At 42.1% G+C, this 18,569-nt stretch carries 27 protein-coding genes and 1 pseudogene; 2 read left to right on the forward strand and 26 right to left on the reverse strand.

The genetic code is table 11. The features are described from left to right. Positions 1-401: 401 nt before the first annotated feature. A complete protein-coding gene (gene pdaB, locus AC07VD_RS19965) occupies positions 402-1,166 on the forward strand; it encodes a polysaccharide deacetylase family sporulation protein PdaB (RefSeq protein ID WP_129092197.1) in 765 nt (254 codons plus the stop codon). Here pdaB and kbaA read toward each other — a convergent pair whose 3' ends face one another. Further along, complete coding sequence (kbaA, locus tag AC07VD_RS19970; protein WP_004399693.1) at positions 1,167-1,763, reverse strand: KinB-signaling pathway activation protein; 597 nt, start codon at positions 1,761-1,763, stop codon at positions 1,167-1,169. A 109-nt stretch (positions 1,764-1,872) separates the two neighbouring features. On the opposite strand from kbaA, the gene gerD reads away from it, so the two are divergent. Beyond that, positions 1,873-2,430 (forward strand): spore germination lipoprotein GerD, encoded by a 558-nt coding sequence (gene gerD / locus AC07VD_RS19975; protein WP_003235126.1) that lies wholly within the window; start codon positions 1,873-1,875, stop codon positions 2,428-2,430. Between the two features lie 35 nt (positions 2,431-2,465). Here gerD and salA read toward each other — a convergent pair whose 3' ends face one another. The 25 genes and pseudogenes from salA to rplF form a co-directional block, all read right to left on the reverse strand. Next, positions 2,466-3,524, reverse strand: a complete 1,059-nt coding sequence (salA, locus tag AC07VD_RS19980; RefSeq protein WP_076458793.1) for an iron-sulfur carrier protein/transcriptional regulator SalA — start codon at positions 3,522-3,524, stop codon at positions 2,466-2,468. 95 nt (positions 3,525-3,619) lie between these two features. Further along, positions 3,620-4,333, reverse strand: coding sequence for an N-acetylmuramoyl-L-alanine amidase CwlD (gene cwlD, locus AC07VD_RS19985; protein ID WP_004399672.1), 714 nt, complete (start codon positions 4,331-4,333; stop codon positions 3,620-3,622). Between the two features lie 59 nt (positions 4,334-4,392). Continuing rightward, positions 4,393-4,836 carry a YbaK family protein gene (locus AC07VD_RS19990; RefSeq protein ID WP_003235118.1) on the reverse strand — a complete coding sequence of 148 codons (444 nt, stop codon included), beginning with the start codon at positions 4,834-4,836 and terminating at the stop codon, positions 4,393-4,395. Positions 4,837-5,021: 185 nt separating this feature from the next. Next, positions 5,022-5,789, reverse strand: a complete 768-nt coding sequence (locus AC07VD_RS19995; protein ID WP_216996424.1) for a class I SAM-dependent methyltransferase — start codon at positions 5,787-5,789, stop codon at positions 5,022-5,024. A gap of 462 nt (positions 5,790-6,251) precedes the next feature. Beyond that, on the reverse strand, positions 6,252-6,644 hold the full coding sequence (gene rpsI / locus AC07VD_RS20000; protein WP_004399691.1) for a 30S ribosomal protein S9: 393 nt from the start codon (positions 6,642-6,644) through the stop codon (positions 6,252-6,254). Positions 6,645-6,664: 20 nt separating this feature from the next. Continuing rightward, positions 6,665-7,102: a 50S ribosomal protein L13 gene (gene rplM, locus AC07VD_RS20005; protein WP_003241966.1), complete on the reverse strand. Its 438-nt coding sequence runs from the start codon at positions 7,100-7,102 to the stop codon at positions 6,665-6,667. Between the two features lie 161 nt (positions 7,103-7,263). Then, on the reverse strand, positions 7,264-8,007 hold the full coding sequence (gene truA / locus AC07VD_RS20010; RefSeq protein WP_342819782.1) for a tRNA pseudouridine(38-40) synthase TruA: 744 nt from the start codon (positions 8,005-8,007) through the stop codon (positions 7,264-7,266). A gap of 9 nt (positions 8,008-8,016) precedes the next feature. Beyond that, entirely contained in the window at positions 8,017-8,814 is a 798-nt protein-coding gene (locus tag AC07VD_RS20015; protein ID WP_004399656.1) for an energy-coupling factor transporter transmembrane component T family protein, read from the reverse strand. After that, positions 8,811-9,680 carry an energy-coupling factor ABC transporter ATP-binding protein gene (locus tag AC07VD_RS20020; RefSeq protein WP_130573439.1) on the reverse strand — a complete coding sequence of 290 codons (870 nt, stop codon included), beginning with the start codon at positions 9,678-9,680 and terminating at the stop codon, positions 8,811-8,813. The genes AC07VD_RS20015 and AC07VD_RS20020 overlap by 4 nt, the downstream gene beginning before the upstream one ends. Then, positions 9,656-10,501: an energy-coupling factor ABC transporter ATP-binding protein gene (locus tag AC07VD_RS20025; protein WP_046159978.1), complete on the reverse strand. Its 846-nt coding sequence runs from the start codon at positions 10,499-10,501 to the stop codon at positions 9,656-9,658. The genes AC07VD_RS20020 and AC07VD_RS20025 overlap by 25 nt, the downstream gene beginning before the upstream one ends. Before the next feature lie 129 nt (positions 10,502-10,630). After that, positions 10,631-10,993, reverse strand: a complete 363-nt coding sequence (gene rplQ / locus AC07VD_RS20030; RefSeq protein ID WP_003225836.1) for a 50S ribosomal protein L17 — start codon at positions 10,991-10,993, stop codon at positions 10,631-10,633. Positions 10,994-11,070: 77 nt separating this feature from the next. Continuing rightward, entirely contained in the window at positions 11,071-12,015 is a 945-nt protein-coding gene (locus AC07VD_RS20035) for a DNA-directed RNA polymerase subunit alpha (protein WP_003225835.1), read from the reverse strand. A gap of 176 nt (positions 12,016-12,191) precedes the next feature. Further along, positions 12,192-12,587, reverse strand: a complete 396-nt coding sequence (gene rpsK, locus AC07VD_RS20040; protein ID WP_009966385.1) for a 30S ribosomal protein S11 — start codon at positions 12,585-12,587, stop codon at positions 12,192-12,194. A 20-nt stretch (positions 12,588-12,607) separates the two neighbouring features. After that, entirely contained in the window at positions 12,608-12,973 is a 366-nt protein-coding gene (gene rpsM / locus AC07VD_RS20045) for a 30S ribosomal protein S13 (protein ID WP_003235095.1), read from the reverse strand. A 22-nt stretch (positions 12,974-12,995) separates the two neighbouring features. Beyond that, complete coding sequence (gene rpmJ, locus AC07VD_RS20050; protein ID WP_003156543.1) at positions 12,996-13,109, reverse strand: 50S ribosomal protein L36; 114 nt, start codon at positions 13,107-13,109, stop codon at positions 12,996-12,998. 33 nt (positions 13,110-13,142) lie between these two features. Further along, a complete protein-coding gene (gene infA / locus AC07VD_RS20055; RefSeq protein ID WP_003156508.1) occupies positions 13,143-13,361 on the reverse strand; it encodes a translation initiation factor IF-1 in 219 nt (72 codons plus the stop codon). Beyond that, a pseudogene (locus AC07VD_RS20060) lies at positions 13,339-13,607 on the reverse strand (ribosome-binding protein ybzG). Before AC07VD_RS20060 ends, infA begins: the two are co-directional and overlap by 23 nt. Before the next feature lie 65 nt (positions 13,608-13,672). After that, positions 13,673-14,419: a type I methionyl aminopeptidase gene (map, locus tag AC07VD_RS20065; RefSeq protein WP_003225828.1), complete on the reverse strand. Its 747-nt coding sequence runs from the start codon at positions 14,417-14,419 to the stop codon at positions 13,673-13,675. Then, positions 14,416-15,069 carry an adenylate kinase gene (locus tag AC07VD_RS20070; RefSeq protein ID WP_004399686.1) on the reverse strand — a complete coding sequence of 218 codons (654 nt, stop codon included), beginning with the start codon at positions 15,067-15,069 and terminating at the stop codon, positions 14,416-14,418. Before AC07VD_RS20070 ends, map begins: the two co-directional genes overlap by 4 nt. A 54-nt stretch (positions 15,070-15,123) precedes the next feature. Further along, complete coding sequence (gene secY / locus AC07VD_RS20075) at positions 15,124-16,419, reverse strand: preprotein translocase subunit SecY (protein WP_024571501.1); 1,296 nt, start codon at positions 16,417-16,419, stop codon at positions 15,124-15,126. Between the two features lies 1 nt (position 16,420). Next, positions 16,421-16,861 (reverse strand): 50S ribosomal protein L15, encoded by a 441-nt coding sequence (gene rplO / locus AC07VD_RS20080; protein WP_003225819.1) that lies wholly within the window; start codon positions 16,859-16,861, stop codon positions 16,421-16,423. A gap of 30 nt (positions 16,862-16,891) precedes the next feature. Then, positions 16,892-17,071 carry a 50S ribosomal protein L30 gene (gene rpmD, locus AC07VD_RS20085; protein ID WP_003156497.1) on the reverse strand — a complete coding sequence of 60 codons (180 nt, stop codon included), beginning with the start codon at positions 17,069-17,071 and terminating at the stop codon, positions 16,892-16,894. A gap of 13 nt (positions 17,072-17,084) precedes the next feature. After that, positions 17,085-17,585: a 30S ribosomal protein S5 gene (rpsE, locus tag AC07VD_RS20090; protein WP_003328273.1), complete on the reverse strand. Its 501-nt coding sequence runs from the start codon at positions 17,583-17,585 to the stop codon at positions 17,085-17,087. A gap of 24 nt (positions 17,586-17,609) precedes the next feature. Beyond that, complete coding sequence (gene rplR / locus AC07VD_RS20095; RefSeq protein WP_003225816.1) at positions 17,610-17,972, reverse strand: 50S ribosomal protein L18; 363 nt, start codon at positions 17,970-17,972, stop codon at positions 17,610-17,612. 32 nt (positions 17,973-18,004) lie between these two features. Beyond that, positions 18,005-18,544, reverse strand: a complete 540-nt coding sequence (rplF, locus tag AC07VD_RS20100) for a 50S ribosomal protein L6 (protein WP_004399690.1) — start codon at positions 18,542-18,544, stop codon at positions 18,005-18,007. Positions 18,545-18,569 lie beyond the last annotated feature (25 nt).

Genomic DNA, 18,569 nt, shown 5'->3' on the forward strand with positions numbered 1-18,569 from the left:
TTAGGCACGCCGCCAGCGTTCGTCCTGAGCCAGGATCAAACTCTCCGATAAAGTAGTTTGACTGACTACGCACATCGTTGTGCGATTTATAAAAATGAATTAACAGGTACGTTTTGTCTTGTTTAGTTTTCAAAGATCATTACCGCCGCTTAACGAAGCAGCTTTATTACTATAACATTCAGCTTCTTTTAAGTCAACAACTTTTTTCAAAGTACTTAATGAAGCTTTTAGTTGATGTCAGCTGTTTATCAGCGACGAATAATAATATATCACGGATATTATCAAAAGGTCAACACCCAATTTAGGCTGTATGTGAAGAGACATTTTATCGGTTATATTCAATTGTCCATGCTCATAAGATGTAAAACAAGAATGATGGACAAGATAAGGAGGCATCATCAGTGAATCACTTCTATGTGTGGCACATTAAACGGGTGAAACAATTAATTATTATACTTATCGCCGCATTTGCAGCTGCTAGCTTTTTTTATATCCAAAGAGCTGTCCCGCTCCCCGTGTTTTCAACTGACACCGGACCTAAAGCCATTTATAAAGGAGAAACAGACTCTAAAGATATTTCACTTACTTTCGATATCAGCTGGGGTGATGAGAGAGCAGAACCGATACTTAATACTCTGAAAGCAAACGGGATTAAAAATGCAACGTTTTTTCTTTCCGCTTCTTGGGCAGAACGCCATCCCGACACAGTGGCCCGTATCGTAAAGGATGGACATCAAATTGGGAGCATGGGCTACGCTTATAAAAACTATGCCAATTTAGAGAGCAGCGAAATAAAAAAGGACATAAACCGTGCGCAAACAGCCTTTGAAAAGTTAGGGGTCAAAGACATACAGCTATTAAGACCCCCTACCGGCCAATTCAATAAGAATGTTCTAAAGGTCGCAAAGCAATACAATTATACAGTCGTTCATTACAGTGTGAACTCTCAAGACTGGACAAATCCCGGAGTTGAAAAAATCATCGACAATGTGACCAAGCAAGTTTCCGGTGGAGACATTATTCTTTTACATGCCTCCGATTCGGCAAAACAAACAGAAGAAGCATTACCTGATATCATCCATCAGCTGAAAGAAAAAGGATTAAAAAATGTAACCGTGGGTGATCTCATCGCAAATTCTGATGCCAGATCCGCAGAGGTAAAGTAATTACTTTGCTGCAAACTTCGGCAGCATCAGCAATTGGAAGGCATTACATGCCATTAACGGAAAAAGCATTAAATAAAGCCAGTCCTCATCATTTACTCTTAATGCAGGGAACCATTCTAATGCGGTAATCACAACCATCAAAAACAACGATGACACAAATGTTTTCTTAGAGGACTGCTTTTGCTTTATATAAGCTGTAATCACTCCAAAGATCAATAAAAACACCGGTAACCACGCATAGCCAGCCAGCGATTCTCCGCTCTCTCCAAAAAATAAAAAACGCACGTACATTAAATCAAAAGCAACAAACAGGATGAAAAACAACTGCAGCAAATTCCACAAAGAGGAGGACCTTAATATCTCAAGCGCAAACCGATGAACTGTTAAAAACACGAAAAAACCCATTTGGCTGATCACACTGAAAATCATGCCTACACCGATAAACCAAAATAATACAGAGAAAATCTGCCCCGCTTCAAATGTAAGAAACAGCCCTCTATATTCTCCCCATTTTAAAGCAAAACCCACAATACTCGTGATAAGCGCTCCGACAGCTAAAATAGAAAAGAAAAAACGAACTAAACCACGGCTTTTCATTTCTTTATTCATCCCCTCAAAAATCGCGAACAGCGATATTTTGTTATGTATAATTCCAAACAGATGAATCATATTAAAGGTAAGACAAGTATGTGAAAGGAGCTTAAGCATGTCAAAAGCCAAAACGCTATTGATGAGCTGTTTTTTGTTATTATCTGTAACAGCTTGCGCTCCAAAAGACCAAGCAGCGGATATGGACTATGATCAAACCAAAAAAATGGTTGTTGATATATTAAAAACTGATGATGGAAAGAAAGCTATTAAGGAATTATTAAATGATGATGCCATGAATGAAGCGCTGGTGATTGATCAAGATGCAATTAAAGGAACAATAGAAAAAACACTCACATCTAAAAAAGGCGAAGAATTTTGGAAAAACATCTTTGAAGACACTGATTTTGCTGAGGGCTTTGCCAAAACTCTTCAGACAGAGCATGAAAAAGTGATTAAAAAGCTGATGAAGGATCCAGATTACCAGAAGATGCTGATGAGCGTTATGCAGGATCCCGGCATGGATAAAAAGTACAGCCAGCTGGCAAAAAGCCAAGAATTCCGCAGTTATTTAGAAGAGGTTATTAACGAAACACTTTCTAGTCCGCTTTACAAAAAGCAGTTCGAAGATGAGCTGAAAAAAGCAGCAAAAGACACAGCCAAAGAAAGTGAATAAAGGGAAAGCCGGGATCTGAAATCCCGGTTCACCTTTTATACCTGCACTGACATTTTTGCATCTATTTTTTCTGCGATGTCCTGATATATTTCTCCGATTGGATGATTTTCGTCATAAACAGACGGAGCAAATTGGTCCTTATCCCAATCTGGCTGTTTCAATGGGATTCTGCCGAGCAAAGGCACATTTAGTTCCTCAGCCAGTTTATCTCCTCCGCCTTTTCCAAAGACATATTCTCTTTCCCCTGTCTTTGCACTTTCATAATAAGCCATGTTCTCTATGACCCCCACGACCTCATGATCGGTTTTAATCGCCATAGAGCCCGCTCTGGCCGCGACAAAAGCAGCTGTCGGATGCGGCGTAGATACGATGATTTCTTTGCAGCTCGGAAGCATTGTATGTACATCGAGAGCAACATCCCCTGTACCAGGCGGAAGATCAAGAACGATATAGTCTACTTCTCCCCACTCTACTTCATGGAAAAAGTTATTCAGCATTTTGCCGAGCATCGGCCCTCTCCATACGACCGGAGCATTTTCTTCTACGAAAAAGCCCATTGACATGACCTTTACTCCAAAGCGTTCAACAGGAAGAAGTTTCTCTCCTTCAATCGTTGGACGCACAGTGATACCCATCATGTCCGGCACACTGAACCCATAAATATCCGCATCAATTAAACCAACCTTTTTCCCTAGACGAGCCAGAGAAATAGCTAGGTTTACGGACACAGTTGACTTGCCTACGCCGCCTTTTCCGCTTGCTACCGCAAGAAAGACTGGCGGGTTATCCATATTTAATAATGTTTTTTTCTCAGCTGACGGCGCCCGGAATTTAGCAACCGTTTCTTCAGGCAGCTCTTCAAATCGAAGGCCGACTGTCTCAGCTCCTGCCCCTTTTAATACGTTTACGATCTCTTGCTGAATCTGCATTTGTTCTGCAGTTCCTGTTTTTGCAAGAGCGACTTTTACACTGATATGCCGTTTTTCAGGCTTTATTTTAATTTCCTTAACGGCATCCAATTCTCCCAGAGGTCTTTGAAGAAAAGGTTCGCGCATTTCTCCGACTAGTTTTCTTACTTCATCTTCTCTTATCATCGAACCTCACCCTTTTGTGTATTCGTTTACAATTATTATTATATCATACATAAATGGCGGGTGTCTTATGCTTAGAACCACAAGAAAACCCTCCATTACTCCGGAGGGTCTCCTTTTTCTGTGAAATATCGCAAAATGCCTTTATATATGGAAGATGCCACCTTGTCTTGATATTTCGGTTTACCTAGCAACGTTGCTTCACTTGGATTGGATAAAAATCCGACTTCTATAAGCGCCCCCGGTTTGGTGACGTTTTGCATTAAGTAGATACCATGAATCCGCTTTGCTTTCCGGGTTGTGTTTTCCAGATTTCTTCTCAGCTCATCCTGAATGTATTTTGCGACTTTCTCATTTTCCGCATATTTCCCGTAATAAAAGCTTTGGGCTCCGCTCCATTTTTGTGACGGAATCGCATTAAGATGAATGCTGATATAGAGCTCCGCCTCTGAATGGTTTATTAATTTGACTCGTTGTCTTAGATCCTCAGCTTTTCGTCGGCTATAGCCTTTTGTTCCTTCTGGAGCGAGATCAGTATCACTTTCTCTGGTCATGATAACAAGCGCTCCTTGTTCTTGAAGATAATCCCTGACTCTAAAGGCCACTTCCAGGGTAACATCCTTCTCTAACAGCTTTCCGCCGACTGCTCCGCCGTCAGGCCCGCCATGACCTGGATCTAGATAAATGATTTTACCGCTCAAGGGCAGGCTCCACGGCTTCCAAGAGTCGTTATTGCTGAACTGATACTTGAACAGAAATAGTAATATGATGAAGCCTAGCAAAAAACTGAGCCATTTAAGCTTTTTCCTCATCCCTTCCCCTCCCGCTTGTCCGTTATTACATAACTATGGGACAGGGCCGGGAAATATGATTACCGCATGCGAAGCTTACACTGTTTTTCTCTTTGAACAAACCCTGCTGTCCACCAATCTTTAATGAACTTGCGTGCCGCTTCATAAACCGTGTTTTTATCAAATGTTGCGTATTGCTCGTGTATCCAATTATAGAGATAATCAAAAAACTCCATACGAAGCTCTTCTTCTTCTCTTGCAGAGCGGGCACTGATACTCTGCATGGATTCTCCGTAATAGCCGAATATCCCAAAACGCCCGCCTAACAAATAGGCTTCTATAGCAAAATCAATACAGCCTTCGGTAATAATATCTCGTTCATCATGTAAAAATGGAAATAATGGTTCTAAACAATCCTTAACAGACTGGATAATTTGTCTCAGAGAGAGTTCTTTGAGCAAGTTCTTTTCTAATTCAAAATCCTTTTGGCGTTTCACATCCATAAAAGACAGTACTTCTGCCATATAAATTCACTCTCCTTTTACCGATTATTTTGAGGTTTGGATGATGAAACAATGCCCGAATTCGGTTGGAAATTCGCCCAAATGAAGGTGTAAAATCGATAAAAAGTCAGCTTTCCGCAGGATCTGGAACAAATGTTCTGTAAGTAGTTATGAAAAAAGCAGCCCCTCTAACAGGTCGCTGCTTTTCATACTTTCATGCTTCTTGTTGCAGAATATGTATGGATATATTGGTCTAATACAAACCCGCCTTTATCTTCATAAAAACCAGTAACGATAAAACCGGCATCAATTTGGCCTTTGATTTGGTCTTCTAAGGAATGGCCGAATTCCAGAGCCTCATTATTTTCGATCAGTTTTTTCACTTTATGTTTCGGAAGATCTTCTGGGTCAGCGTATGGAATGGAGTGTTTTACTTTTAAAACACCTTGCTGTTCTAATTCTGTATCAAACAGAAATACAACAGGATTGACAAAACCCGAGATTAGAATGCCGTTCCTTTTCAACACACGGTGCGCTTCCTTCCATACCGGGAGGACATTCTCAACAAAAACATTGGCAACAGGATGTACAATGACATCAAATGATTCATCATTAAATACACTTAAATCGTCCATGCTTCCTTTGACAGTGTGTATCGTGAGACCATCTCGCTCAGCAATCATTTTATCCTGATTTAGCTGTTTTTCTGAGTTATCTAGTACGGTGACATCCGCACCTGCGGCTGCCAAAACTGGACCCTGCTGGCCGCCGCCTGATGCTAAACAGAGTACTTTCAGTCCTTTGACAGGCGGAAACCAATCCTTCGGTACATCTTTCATTGGTGTTACCCTTATATCCCAATTGCCTTTTTTTGCTTGTTCGATCACCTGCTGCTCAACAGCAACAGTCCATTCATTGCCTGTTTCTACTTTTTTATCCCAGGCTTTGCTATTATGAGCTACTAACGCATTCATGAATCTTCTCCTTACTTTAATGTATAGAGTATAACAAATATTTCTAGATTGATATCGCTTTCCCTTTGCATATTTAGAAAAAAGTTCATAAAAACGCAAAAAAATCACAAAGGAGATATGTGATTTATATCATCAGATTTACTTTTACTTCGTTACATAAAGCCATTAGCAATGAGAGCTATTGTTTCTCCGGGTTAAGAATCAGCAGTGAACTTTAACGGATGAGATACAGTGGTTAGATGGAGCTGGGCTGATCACATAACGATAATAAACATTGACCGAACTTCCAATTGAATAAGAATGAAAGCTATCATGATTATTACAGTGAGACTGTTTATAAACAAACAATTTGCTTAACCCCGTCAAGCGTCCATTCAGTGTTATTTTTATGCGAAGCTGCCACGTTTTATTGAAAGAAAAAAGCTCCCAACCCAAGGTCGAGAGCTTTTTGAAAACGTAAAATTAACGTTTTGAGAACTGAGGTGCACGACGAGCGCCTTTAAGACCGTATTTTTTACGTTCTTTCATACGAGCGTCACGAGTCAGAAGACCTGCACGTTTAAGAGTTGTACGGTATTCTGGATCTGCTTCAAGCAAAGCACGAGCGATACCGTGACGGATTGCTCCAGCTTGACCAGATAAGCCGCCTCCATGTACGTTTACTAAAACATCATAAGTGCCAGCTGTTTCAGTCAAAGTTAATGGTTGTTTGATATCTTCGATTAAAGCTGCAGATGGGATGTGTTCGCTGATTTCACGATTATTAACGACGATACGGCCTTCTCCTGGAACTAAACGCACACGCGCTACAGAGCTTTTACGACGGCCAGTACCGTAATATTGAACCTGTGCCAAATTGGTAACCTCCTTTTTAATTAACCGCGAAGTTCGTAAACTTCAGGTTTTTGTGCTTCGTGTGGATGCTCAGAACCACGGTATACGTTCAATTTTTTGAACATTTGACGACCTAGAGAACCTTTTGGAAGCATGCCTTTGATAGCAAGCTCAAGCATTTTCTCAGGGTAGTTTGTACGCATTTCAAGAGCAGTTCTTGATTTTAATCCGCCTGGATGTTGAGTGTGACGGTAGTAGATTTTGTCAGTTAACTTTTTACCAGTTAACTCGATTTTTTCAGCGTTGATGATGATCACATGATCTCCAGTATCAACGTGTGGTGTGTAAGTTGGTTTGTGTTTTCCGCGAAGGATAGCTGCAACTTCTGAAGAAAGACGACCTAAAGTCTTGCCAGCAGCATCAACAACTAACCACTTGCGTTCAATAGTACTTGCGTTAGCCATAGGTGTTGTACGCATTGAATTTCCCTCCTAAATGATCTGTCATTTTCAATAAACTTCGATTACGTTCTATTTCACAACACAATAAGTTCCGGGGCTTATCGTGGGGTTGAAATACATACCATATGATATCTTATAACTTTATGCAGACTCTGTCAAGAAAATATTATACACCTGGTTTAGTTGTCATAGTAAACGTTCCATAAATATAGCCCGTGCCCCGGCGCTGTGCGCCCTGCCGCTTCGCGATCCTTCGCTTCCAGCATGGATTTCACCTCATCGGGAGAAATTTTTCCAATACCTGCATCAAGCAAAGTACCCGCAATAATTCTGACCATATTATATAAGAAACCGTTGCCTGTGATCCGCATTTGCAGGCCATCAGCCGTCTCAGTCCAATCAAGTTCGTATATCGTTCTTACCTTGTCCTGCACTTCTGTTTTAGCCGCGCAAAAGCTCGTAAAATCATGTGTCCCTATAAGATGCTTTGCCGCTTCTCTCATGTCCTGCACATTAAGGCGATATGAAAAATGGTAAGCGTAATGCCGTTTAAATACGTCCGGGTGTTTCTCCGTGTATACAAAGTAGCGATATTCTTTTTTGACTGCGCTAAATCGTGCATGGAACCCATCATCCGCAATTTCTGCCTGTTTGACTGCGATATCGTCCGGAAGCAGTGCATTTAAGGCATATGGCCATCTCTCAGCCGGGATAGACAGCGGAGTGTCAAAATGAATCACCTGTCCGGCTGCGTGAACCCCGCTGTCTGTTCTTCCAGACGAAACGACCGGAATTCTGTCTTTTGACTTATGCAGGACAGCCAATGCCTTCTCCAGTTCATCCTGAACCGTTCTTTTGCCCGGCTGAACCTGATAACCGTTAAACAAATGTCCGTCATAAGAAATCGTGCATTTCAGTCTCATACAGCACCTCTAAGCCCTTAAGAAAAATAACAAAGCAGCTAATACAATTAAGCTGACAATGACAGAAGTGTCTTTTCCTGTCCATACAAGCTTTCTATATTTCGTACGTCCTTCTCCGCCTTGATAGCCTCTTGCTTCCATTGCCACCGCAAGCTCTTCGGCGCGTTTAAATGCGCTGACGAAGAGCGGGACAAGAAGCGGGACAATAGCCTTCACTCTTTCTTTGACAGGCCCGCTTGTAAAATCAACGCCTCGCGCCATCTGAGCCTTCATGATCTTATCTGTCTCCTCCATCAGTGTCGGAATAAACCGTAAAGAAATTGACATCATAAGAGCCAGCTCATGAACAGGAAGCTTTAATTTTTTCAATGGGTTCAGCAGCTGCTCCATTCCATCGGTAATCTCAATCGGTGTAGTCGTAAGCGTTAATAAGGTTGTGATTAAAATCAAATAGACGAATCTAAGAGAAATGAATATCCCCTGAACCAGACCGCCCTCATAGACTTTGAAAAAACCTATTTGAAAGATAATCGGTCCTTCATGTGTCATAAGAATGTGAAGAAGGAACGTAAAAAGGACAATCCAGATGATTGGCTTCAGCCCTTTCATTAAAAAAGAGAAAGGAACTCTTGTTAAAGAAACGACGCCAATTGTAAATAAACCAAGCAACGCATATGTCTGAACATTATTGGCTAAGAATACAATGCAGACAAATAAAAAGATCGTGATCAGTTTTGTTCTGGGGTCAAGCCGGTGCACAAGTGAAGTCCCCGGTACATACTTGCCGATAATCATGCTGTCCATCATAAAGTCTTCTCTCCCTGAAAAAGAGCACGGATTTCGGCAGCGGCATCTTCGATTGTGAGCATAGGCTCATTAAATCTCACACCCAGTGCAGCTTCAAGGTGTCTTTGGAATTTTATTGTTTCAGGAAGATCCAGCCCCCAGCCGGCCATCTCTTCACCCTTTAAAAACAGATCACGCGGACTGCCTGATGCTTGTATCGTTCCTTTATGCATAACAATCATTTCATCAGCGTATGCAGCTGCATCCTCCATGCTGTGTGTCACAAGGATCGTCGTCAAGTTCCCACGTTGATGAAGCTCATAAAACATGTCCATAATCTCTTTTCGCCCTCTTGGGTCCAATCCTGCAGTCGGTTCATCCAGAACAAGCACTTCAGGGTCCATTGCAAGTACGCCAGCAATTGCAACTCTGCGCATTTGTCCCCCGCTTAATTCAAAGGGTGACCTGTCCAAAAGCTCTTCTGATAAACCTACAAGCTGCAGCATCTCTCTCGCTTTATGTTCAGCATCCTCTTTTTTAACACCAAAGTTCATCGGTCCGAATGAAATATCTTTAAGAACTGTTTCTTCGAATAATTGATGCTCAGGAAATTGGAAAACGATTCCGACTTTTTTACGAAGTTTTTTCAGATCTTTATTCTTTTTCCCTGCCTGAATGACAGTGCTGCCTAGTGATATCTGTCCCTTCGTCGGCTTCAGGAGACCATTTAGGTGCTGTAGAAGAGTGGACTTGCCAGAGCCTGTATGCCCGATAACGGCTACGTAGCTTCCTTCTTTAATCGATGCATTGATATCATACAGTGCTAGGCGCTCAAACGGCGTCTTCATCTGATAGCGATGCTCTACATCTTTGATTGTAATGTCCACAGCTCTTTCACCAGCCCTTCCTGAGTCAAATGGTTTTCTTCCAAAGCCAGTCCATTTTCTCTTAAAAGCTGGCTAAGCTGGAATGAGAAGGGTAAATCAAGCCCGATTCGAACAAGTTCTTTATTCAATTTAAAAATCTCTTTGGGCGGCCCTTCAGCATATTTTTTACCGCCATTCATGACAATGATCCTGTCTGCTTTTGCTGCCTCATCCAGATCATGTGTAATGGATATGACAGTCGCCATGCCCTGCTCTTTTAAATGTCTTACCGTTTCAAGCACTTCTTCTCGCCCGATCGGATCAAGCATGGATGTTGCTTCATCTAAGATAATAATATCAGGACGTGCGGCAATAACCCCCGCAATCGCAACTCTCTGCTTTTGGCCTCCGGAGAGATGGTGCGGCTCTTGATCGAGAAAATCTTGCATATTCACCTGTTTTACTGCCCAGTCTACTCTCTCAATCATTTCTTCCCGCGGTACACCATTGTTTTCTAAACCAAAAGCCACATCATCGCGAACAGTCGTTCCGACAAATTGGTTATCCGGATTTTGAAAGACCATACCTATCTTCTTACGCACTTCCCAAACAGATTCCTCTGTCAATTGAATCCCGGCAACCTCAATGTCGCCTGATTCAGGAAGAATTAAACCATTCAATGCCCGGGCCAGTGTTGATTTCCCTGAACCGTTATGACCTACGATTGCAAGCCATTCACCCTCATACACCTGCAGGGAGACGCCGTCTAGTGCTCGTCTTTCTGCGTCCTTCCGATATCGAAATACGATATCCTCTACCGATATCAACTGATTTTGATTCATGGAAAACCGGCCTCCTCTCAGCTAATGCTCTGCTTTTCTCTCTATATTAAAAGTTGCAGTATCTAAAAAAAGGGCATAGATCCAGTTAGAAACTGTCCCGCCCTTCTTTAGATACACAAAAATATGTGATTAAACCAATTCGATAATTGCCATTGGTGCTCCGTCACCACGGCGAGGACCAAGCTTCATAATACGTGTGTATCCGCCTTGGCGCTCCTCGTAACGAGTTGCAATGTCAGAGAATAATTTTTGAAGTGCATCTTGGTTATTTTCTTCGTTTGCAACCTCGTTGCGGATGTATGCAGCAGCTTGACGGCGAGCGTGAAGATCACCGCGTTTGCCAAGCGTGATCATTTTTTCAACTACAGAGCGAAGTTCTTTCGCACGTGTTTCAGTTGTTTCGATTCTTTCGTTGATGATCAAATCAGTTGTAAGATCACGAAGCATAGCTTTACGCTGTGCACTCGTACGTCCTAGTTTTCTGTATGACATGTGATGTCCCCTCCTTTATTGGAATGCTGTTTCTGAATAATAAACACACGAAAATCCTAGTTCACAAGGGAAACTAGTCAATCGTCTTTGCGAAGTCCGAGTCCAAGTTCTTCTAGTTTCGCTTTCACTTCTTCAAGTGATTTGCGTCCTAGATTTCGAACTTTCATCATATCTTCTTCCGTCTTGTTCGCAAGCTCTTGAACCGTGTTAATACCCGCACGCTTTAAGCAGTTGTAAGAACGAACAGAAAGATCCAATTCTTCAATTGTCATTTCAAGAACTTTCTCTTTTTGATCTTCTTCTTTTTCAACCATGATTTCAGCATGTTGAGCTTCGTCAGTTAAACCAACGAATATATTAAGGTGTTCAGTTAAAATCTTTGAACCAAGCGCAATTGCTTCTTTCGGTCCAGTGCTTCCATCAGTCCAAACATCAAGTGTAAGTTTATCATAGTTTGCAACTTGGCCTACACGAGTGTTCTCTACCTGATAAGATACACGAGAAACTGGCGTATAGATAGAATCGATCGGAATCACGCCGATTGGCTGATCGTCTCTCTTGTTTGCGTCAGCAGGCGTATACCCACGTCCTCTTTGAGCAGTAAGGCGAACTCGGAAACTCGCATTCTCACCAAGAGTCGCGATATGAAGATCAGGATTTAAGATCTCTACATCACTATCGTGTGTAATATCAGCTGCCGTTACAGTTCCTTCACCCTGTACATCAATTTCTAGCGTCTTCTCTTCATCAGAGTAGATTTTCAATGCAAGCTTTTTAATGTGTAAGATAATCGTTGTAACATCTTCCACAACGCCTTCAATTGTCGAGAATTCGTGCAGTACACCATCTATCTGGATTGATGTTACAGCGGCACCAGGGAGTGAGGATAAGAGGATACGACGTAAGGAGTTACCCAGAGTTGTACCATATCCACGCTCAAGTGGCTCTACGACAAACTTACCAAATTTGGCATCGTCGCTGATTTCAACCGTTTCGATTTTTGGTTTTTCAATCTCGATCATTACTTAAAACCCTCCTTCAAAACGTCGAAACCTCGAATAGAATCATATGAGATTCCATCCGAAATTCCCCATTGTTTAGTCCCGTATGTGCTCAGGCAACGAGTCGGTGCATTCGTTTCATAAATAACTGTATCATAACCCATTATTGACAGGGACACAAAATCTATACAAACAAATTACACGCGGCGACGTTTTGGTGGACGGCATCCGTTATGAGGAACAGGAGTTACGTCTCTGATAGCAGTGACTTCTAGTCCAGCAGCTTGAAGTGCACGGATTGCAGCTTCACGGCCTGAACCAGGTCCTTTAACAGTAACCTCTAGAGTTTTAAGACCATGTTCGATTGAACCTTTAGCAGCTGTTTCTGCAGCCATTTGCGCAGCAAAAGGAGTAGATTTACGAGAACCTCTGAATCCTAAAGCTCCGGCACTAGACCAAGAAATAGCATTACCATGAGTGTCAGTGATCGTAACGATCGTGTTATTGAAAGTTGAACGAATATGAGCAATTCCAGACTCAATATTCTTTTTCACGCGACGTTTACGCGTGTTAGATTTACGAGCAGCAGCCATTGTTTAAGAACCTCCCTTACTTATTTTTTCTTGTTAGCTACAGTACGACGCGGACCTTTACGAGTACGCGCGTTGTTTTTAGAGTTTTGTCCGCGAACAGGTAATCCTCTGCGATGACGGATTCCGCGGTAGCTTCCGATTTCGATCAGACGTTTGATATTAAGAGAAACTTCACGGCGAAGGTCACCTTCTACTTTCAGTTTGTCAATAATATCACGGATTTTACCAAGTTCTTCTTCAGTAAGATCGCGCACACGAGTATCTTCTGAAACTCCAGCTTCTTTTAAGACTTGCTGAGCCGTTGTGCGGCCAATTCCGAAGATGTATGTTAAAGAAATAACAACACGTTTGTCACGTGGGATATCTACACCAGCAATACGAGCCATTCTCTGGGCACCTCCTTATAAATTATCCTTGTTTTTGTTTATGCTTTGGATTTTCACAGATCACCATTACTTTTCCTTTTCTGCGAATAACTTTACATTTTTCGCAGATTGGTTTAACTGATGGTCTCACTTTCATGTGTTTCCAACCTCCTTCAGTTTCCGGAGTGCTTTATTTGTAACGGTACGTAATCCTGCCACGAGTTAAGTCATATGGAGATAATTCTACCGTAACTTTGTCTCCAGGTAAAATGCGAATGAAGTGCATGCGGATTTTACCAGATACATGAGCCAAAACAGTGTGGCCATTTTCAAGTTCAACTTTGAACATCGCGTTTGGCAGTGTTTCGACTATAGTACCTTCCACTTCAATTACATCGTCTTTCGCCATTCAAGTGTTCTCCCTTCTTCAAATCAGTAACTTGCTTTCTGACAAATTTCAAAAGAAGTTTGTCACACGCCCTGTTTCGTTTATACTGTTCTGAACTTCCGGAGATACGCAATCATAAAGGGTTAAATGATTGATATTCTTTTTCTTAGGAGAATGAAATGTACGCTTTTCTCCGTCTGCTGTTAGTACATTGATGATGGTTAAAATTCCAACGACAAGCAGCAAGATGAATTCGGTCTTGCCAATGTTCACCCAAGCTTTCTGCCCTATCAAGCTTGAAAAACATCTGTCTTCGGAATTATTTTCATCATCTAGACTCTCGTCAGTATATCAAAACCCGTTTCCGTAATCGCAATCGTATGTTCAAAATGAGCACACTTTTTCCCATCTACCGTTACAACCGTCCAGTTATCAGCCAATGTTTTCACGTAGCGGCTGCCAGCGTTCACCATAGGTTCAATAGCGAGAACCATGCCAGGTTTAAGCCGTGGTCCTTTGTTGGGCGGACCGTAATGAGGAATTTGCGGGTCCTCATGCAAGTCTTGACCAACACCATGTCCGACATACTCCCTAACAACTGAAAACTGCTCATTTTCGACATACGTTTGTATTGCGTGGGAAATATTCGACAAACGTTCACCTGGTTTTGCTTCCTGCAAGCCTTTATATAAAGACTCCTCTGTCACTTCCAGAAGTTTTTTGTCATCATCGCTGATGTTTCCTACCGGATATGTCCATGCAGAGTCACCATGATAACCATTTAATTTAGCACCGATATCAATACTGATGATGTCACCGTCCTTCAGCACCCTGCTGCCAGGTATGCCGTGAACGAGTTCTTCATTAACTGATACGCAAATGCTCCCGCGAAACCCATTATACCCCTTAAAAGATGGGATTGCACCCTGCTTCTTAATAAAACGTTCGGCAATTTGATCCAATTCTTTTGTCGAGATTCCTGGTTTAATGTGCTTTTTTAACTCTTCATGAGTTAAAGCCACGATTCGCCCTGCTTCCCGCATGATACCAAGTTCACGTGGGGTTTTACAGATAATCATTTTTTTAATCCTCCAAGAAGATCCTTCACATCTGCATACACGTCTTGAATGTCCTGTTGGCCATTCACGTTTGCAAGATAACCTTTCTCTGAATAGAAATCGAGTAAAGGCTGAGTTTGCTTCATGTTTACCTCAAGCCGTTTAGAGACTGTTTCCTCATTATCATCTGCCCGTTGATAGAGTTCGCCTCCGTCTTTATCACAAATACCCGGCGTTTTCGGCGGATTAAAGACTAAATGATAGGTTGTGCCGCAAACACTGCAAATTCTGCGTCCAGTCAGACGTTCCATCAGAACATCTTTGTCGACTTCAATGTTAATGACATAATCAATCGGCTTGCCGTATTCCTCAAGAATTTCTTCAAGAGCTTCGGCTTGAGCGACTGTTCGCGGAAATCCGTCCAGAAGAAAACCTCTTTCACAATCATCTTTGCCAAGTCTCTCTTTTACAATTCCGATTGTGACTTCGTCAGGTACGAGCTCTCCCTTATCAATATAAGATTTTGCTTCGAGTCCGAGTGGTGTTTCTTCTTTCATAGCAGCACGGAACATATCTCCTGTTGAGATATGAGGAATCCCATAATCCTCAACAATTCGTTCGCCCTGTGTGCCTTTACCGGCACCAGGAAGCCCCATTAAGACTAAGTTCATTCGGATTTCCCCCGTCCTCTCTTTATTAAGAGGGAATGGATAAATCCATTTCCTCTAGTTTTTCATAAATCCACGGTAGTTTCGTTTCACCAACTGGCTTTCTAGTTGTTTCATTGTCTCCAAGGCTACCCCGACAACAATTAACAAAGATGTTCCGCCAATTTGTGCACTTTGAGGCAATCCAGCGAATTGAATGAAAAAGATAGGAAGAATGGAAATCACGGCTAAGAATATAGAACCCACAAACGTAAGTCGATACAAAATGCTCGTAATTCTATCTTGAGTCATTTTCCCTGGACGAACCCCCGGGATATAGCCACCCTGTTTTTTAAGGTTATCAGCCATTTGTTCAGGGTTTACCTGTACAAAAGCATAAAAGTACGTAAAGGCAATAATCAACGCAACATATATCGCCATACCCACCGGATGCGTATTATCAAAGTTGTTTTGAATCCACTTTGTCACATCGTTTGTTCCAAAGAATGACGCGATCGTCCGCGGCGTTATCAAAAACGCAACCGCAAAGATTACCGGAATAACCCCTGCAGGATTCACTTTCAATGGAAGGTGTGTAGACTGACCTCCGCCAGCAGGTGAACGACCTGTGCCTTTAGCATATTGAATCGCAATTTTCCGTACGGCTTGCTGAATGAAAATAACTCCAACAATAACTGCTAAAATCGCAATCACAAGAAGTGCGATTTTCACAATATGAATAAACAACTGATCGTTGCTACCGACAAATTGAGTCTCATATATTTGCCCAATTGTTTTTGGAATACTAGACACAATCCCCGCGAAGATAATGATCGATATTCCGTTGCCTACTCCATGAGAAGTAATTTGTTCCCCAAGCCACATTAAAAAGGCAGTTCCGCCAGTGAGTACTAAAGCAATGATAAGATATGTCGATACACCGGATTTTTCGATCAGCATACCGTTTGCCAGATTGTTAAATCCATATGACATACCTAATGCTTGGATGAAACCAAGCACAATCGTAAAGTACCTTGTGAACTGAGCTAATTTACGGCGGCCAACTTCACCTTGCTTAGACCACTCGGTAAACTTCGGTACAACATCCATCTGAAGCAGCTGAATGATGATCGAAGCCGTGATATAAGGAGTAATTCCCATTGCGAAAATGGAAAATTGGTAAAGCGCACCGCCGCCAAATGTATTAAGGAGATCAAAAACACCCATTTGAGACTGCGCCTGTAACGCTTCAGCGTTAACGTAAGGCACAGGAATAAACGCACCTATGCGAAAGACGATAAGCATGAGTAAAGTGAATATGATTTTATTCCTGATATCACTCACACGCATAAAGTTGGAGATTGTTTTAAACAAGTTAGATCACCTCAGCTGTACCGCCAGCAGCTTCAACAGCTTCTTTCGCAGAAGCAGAGAATTTATTGGCTTTTACAGTTAATTTTTTCTCTAATTTACCGTTGCCAAGAATCTTTACTCCTGCATTAAGTTTGCTAATAACACCAGTCTCTAGAAGAAGTTCAGGAGTGACTTCCGTTCCTTCTGCAAAACCGTTCAATTTGTCTAGGTTGACTACAGCGTATTCCTTGCGGTTGATGTTAGTGAAACCGCGTTTAGGAAGACGTTGGAATAAAGGCATTTGTCCCCCCTCGAATCCAGGGCGTACACCGCCGCCAGAACGAGCGTTTTGACCTTTGTGACCTTTACCAGCTGTTTTACCGTTGCCAGAACCAATACCACGACCTACGCGATTACGCGTTTTGCGTGAACCTTCTGAAGGTTTTAATTCATGAAGTTTCATTAGGACACCTCCTTATCCGATCAAATATTTTTATTGTTCTTTAACAGAAACTAAATGAGATACTTTATTAATCATACCACGGATCGCAGCGTTGTCTTCATGAACAACAGTTTGGTTTGTTTTCTTTAAACCAAGTGTTCTTACAGTGACGCGTTGGTCTTCCGGGCGACCGATTACACTTCGTTTGAGGGTAATTTCTAATTTAGCCATTAATGTTCCCTCCTTATCCTAACAGTTCTTCTACAGATTTTCCACGAAGCTTCGCAACGTCTTCAGCACGTTTAAGTTCACTTAAACCTTGAAGTGTTGCACGAATCATGTTGATCGGTGTGTTAGAACCTAAAGACTTAGAAAGGATATCAGCTACACCAGCTAGCTCAAGTACCGCACGTACAGGGCCTCCAGCGATAACTCCAGTACCTTCAGAAGCAGGTTTTAACAAGATGTTACCTGCACCGAAACGTCCGATGATTTCGTGTGGAATTGTAGTTCCAACCATTGGTACTTCAATCAAATTCTTTTTCGCATCTTCAACAGCTTTGCGGATCGCTTCTGGTACTTCTTGTGCTTTACCAGTACCGAATCCTACGTGTCCGTTTTTGTCACCGACAACGACTAGAGCTGCGAAGCGGAAACGACGACCACCTTTAACAACTTTCGCTACGCGGTTAACCGTAACTAAGCGTTCTTCTAACTCTAATTTGCTTGGGTCAATACGACGCATAATCATGTGTCCCTCCTTCTTTTATTAAAATTTAAGTCCAGCTTCACGAGCGGCATCAGCCAAAGCTTTTACACGTCCATGGTATAAGTATCCGCCACGGTCAAATACTACGTCAGAAATGCCTTTTTCAGCAGCGCGTTTTGCAACTAATTCTCCAACTTTAGTAGCAGCAGAAGTATCTCCAGTGCTTTCAACGTTCAAGTCTTTATCGAGAGTAGATGCACTAGCAAGTGTTACACCATTTACATCATCGATGATTTGAGCGTAAATGTGCTTGTTAGAACGGAAAACGTTCAGGCGCGGTCTTTCAGCAGTACCGGAAAGTTTAGCGCGAACACGAGCGTGTCTTTTAAGACGAGCAGCATTTTTGCTAGTTTTCGTAATCATCTAGGTCACTCCTTTCTTCACTTTAAGCGATCTTACTTAGCAGATTTACCTTCTTTACGGCGAACAACTTCACCTTCGTAGCGGATTCCTTTACCTTTGTAAGGCTCTGGAGAACGTACAGCGCGGATGTTAGCAGCAATAGCTCCTACGCGTTCTTTGTCTGTACCTTTTACAACTACTTTTGTTTGAGAAGGAACTTCGATTTCGATGCCTTCTTCAGGAACGATCTCAACAGGATGAGAGTATCCAACGTTTAAAACAAGTTTATTTCCGGATTTAGAAGCACGGTAACCGACACCGACTAATTCCAAACCTCTTTCAAATCCTTTAGATACACCTTCAACCATGTTGCCAAGCAGACTACGAGTCGTACCATGCAGGGCACGGTGCTCTTTTTGATCAGAAGGACGAGCGACTGTAAGCACATTGTCCTCTACTTTAATCTCCATATCAGGGTGAAACGTACGAGTTAATTCTCCTTTTGGTCCTTTCACAGCTACAGTGTTGTTATCATTTAACGTTACTGTAACATCAGAAGGAATCTCAAGTAGCTTCTTACCTACACGAGACATACCAAACACCTCCATTCATGTTAAA

The sequence above is a fragment of the Bacillus sp. GW821-FHT01G09 genome, assembly GCF_059422205.1.

What these genes read in the sequence shown, in the direction of transcription:
- kbaA (WP_004399693.1), bottom strand. Translation starts at nt 1,763, where the DNA reads ATGAAAAGCCGTGGTTTAGTTCGTTTTTTCTTTTCTATTTTAGCTGTC.
- gerD (WP_003235126.1), top strand. Translation starts at nt 1,873, where the DNA reads ATGTCAAAAGCCAAAACGCTATTGATGAGCTGTTTTTTGTTATTATCT.
- salA (WP_076458793.1), bottom strand. Translation starts at nt 3,524, where the DNA reads ATGATAAGAGAAGATGAAGTAAGAAAACTAGTCGGAGAAATGCGCGAA.
- cwlD (WP_004399672.1), bottom strand. Translation starts at nt 4,333, where the DNA reads ATGAGGAAAAAGCTTAAATGGCTCAGTTTTTTGCTAGGCTTCATCATA.
- AC07VD_RS19990 (WP_003235118.1), bottom strand. Translation starts at nt 4,836, where the DNA reads ATGGCAGAAGTACTGTCTTTTATGGATGTGAAACGCCAAAAGGATTTT.
- AC07VD_RS19995 (WP_216996424.1), bottom strand. Translation starts at nt 5,789, where the DNA reads ATGAATGCGTTAGTAGCTCATAATAGCAAAGCCTGGGATAAAAAAGTA.
- rplM (WP_003241966.1), bottom strand. Translation starts at nt 7,102, where the DNA reads ATGCGTACAACACCTATGGCTAACGCAAGTACTATTGAACGCAAGTGG.
- truA (WP_342819782.1), bottom strand. Translation starts at nt 8,007, where the DNA reads ATGAGACTGAAATGCACGATTTCTTATGACGGACATTTGTTTAACGGT.
- AC07VD_RS20015 (WP_004399656.1), bottom strand. Translation starts at nt 8,814, where the DNA reads ATGATGGACAGCATGATTATCGGCAAGTATGTACCGGGGACTTCACTT.
- AC07VD_RS20025 (WP_046159978.1), bottom strand. Translation starts at nt 10,501, where the DNA reads ATGAATCAAAATCAGTTGATATCGGTAGAGGATATCGTATTTCGATAT.
- rplQ (WP_003225836.1), bottom strand. Translation starts at nt 10,993, where the DNA reads ATGTCATACAGAAAACTAGGACGTACGAGTGCACAGCGTAAAGCTATG.
- AC07VD_RS20035 (WP_003225835.1), bottom strand. Translation starts at nt 12,015, where the DNA reads ATGATCGAGATTGAAAAACCAAAAATCGAAACGGTTGAAATCAGCGAC.
- rpsK (WP_009966385.1), bottom strand. Translation starts at nt 12,587, where the DNA reads ATGGCTGCTGCTCGTAAATCTAACACGCGTAAACGTCGCGTGAAAAAG.
- rpsM (WP_003235095.1), bottom strand. Translation starts at nt 12,973, where the DNA reads ATGGCTCGTATTGCTGGTGTAGATATCCCACGTGACAAACGTGTTGTT.
- rpmJ (WP_003156543.1), bottom strand. Translation starts at nt 13,109, where the DNA reads ATGAAAGTGAGACCATCAGTTAAACCAATCTGCGAAAAATGTAAAGTT.
- infA (WP_003156508.1), bottom strand. Translation starts at nt 13,361, where the DNA reads ATGGCGAAAGACGATGTAATTGAAGTGGAAGGTACTATAGTCGAAACA.
- map (WP_003225828.1), bottom strand. Translation starts at nt 14,419, where the DNA reads ATGATTATCTGTAAAACCCCACGTGAACTTGGTATCATGCGGGAAGCA.
- AC07VD_RS20070 (WP_004399686.1), bottom strand. Translation starts at nt 15,069, where the DNA reads ATGAACTTAGTCTTAATGGGGCTTCCTGGTGCCGGTAAAGGCACACAG.
- rplO (WP_003225819.1), bottom strand. Translation starts at nt 16,861, where the DNA reads ATGAAACTTCATGAATTAAAACCTTCAGAAGGTTCACGCAAAACGCGT.
- rpmD (WP_003156497.1), bottom strand. Translation starts at nt 17,071, where the DNA reads ATGGCTAAATTAGAAATTACCCTCAAACGAAGTGTAATCGGTCGCCCG.
- rpsE (WP_003328273.1), bottom strand. Translation starts at nt 17,585, where the DNA reads ATGCGTCGTATTGACCCAAGCAAATTAGAGTTAGAAGAACGCTTAGTT.
- rplR (WP_003225816.1), bottom strand. Translation starts at nt 17,972, where the DNA reads ATGATTACGAAAACTAGCAAAAATGCTGCTCGTCTTAAAAGACACGCT.
- rplF (WP_004399690.1), bottom strand. Translation starts at nt 18,544, where the DNA reads ATGTCTCGTGTAGGTAAGAAGCTACTTGAGATTCCTTCTGATGTTACA.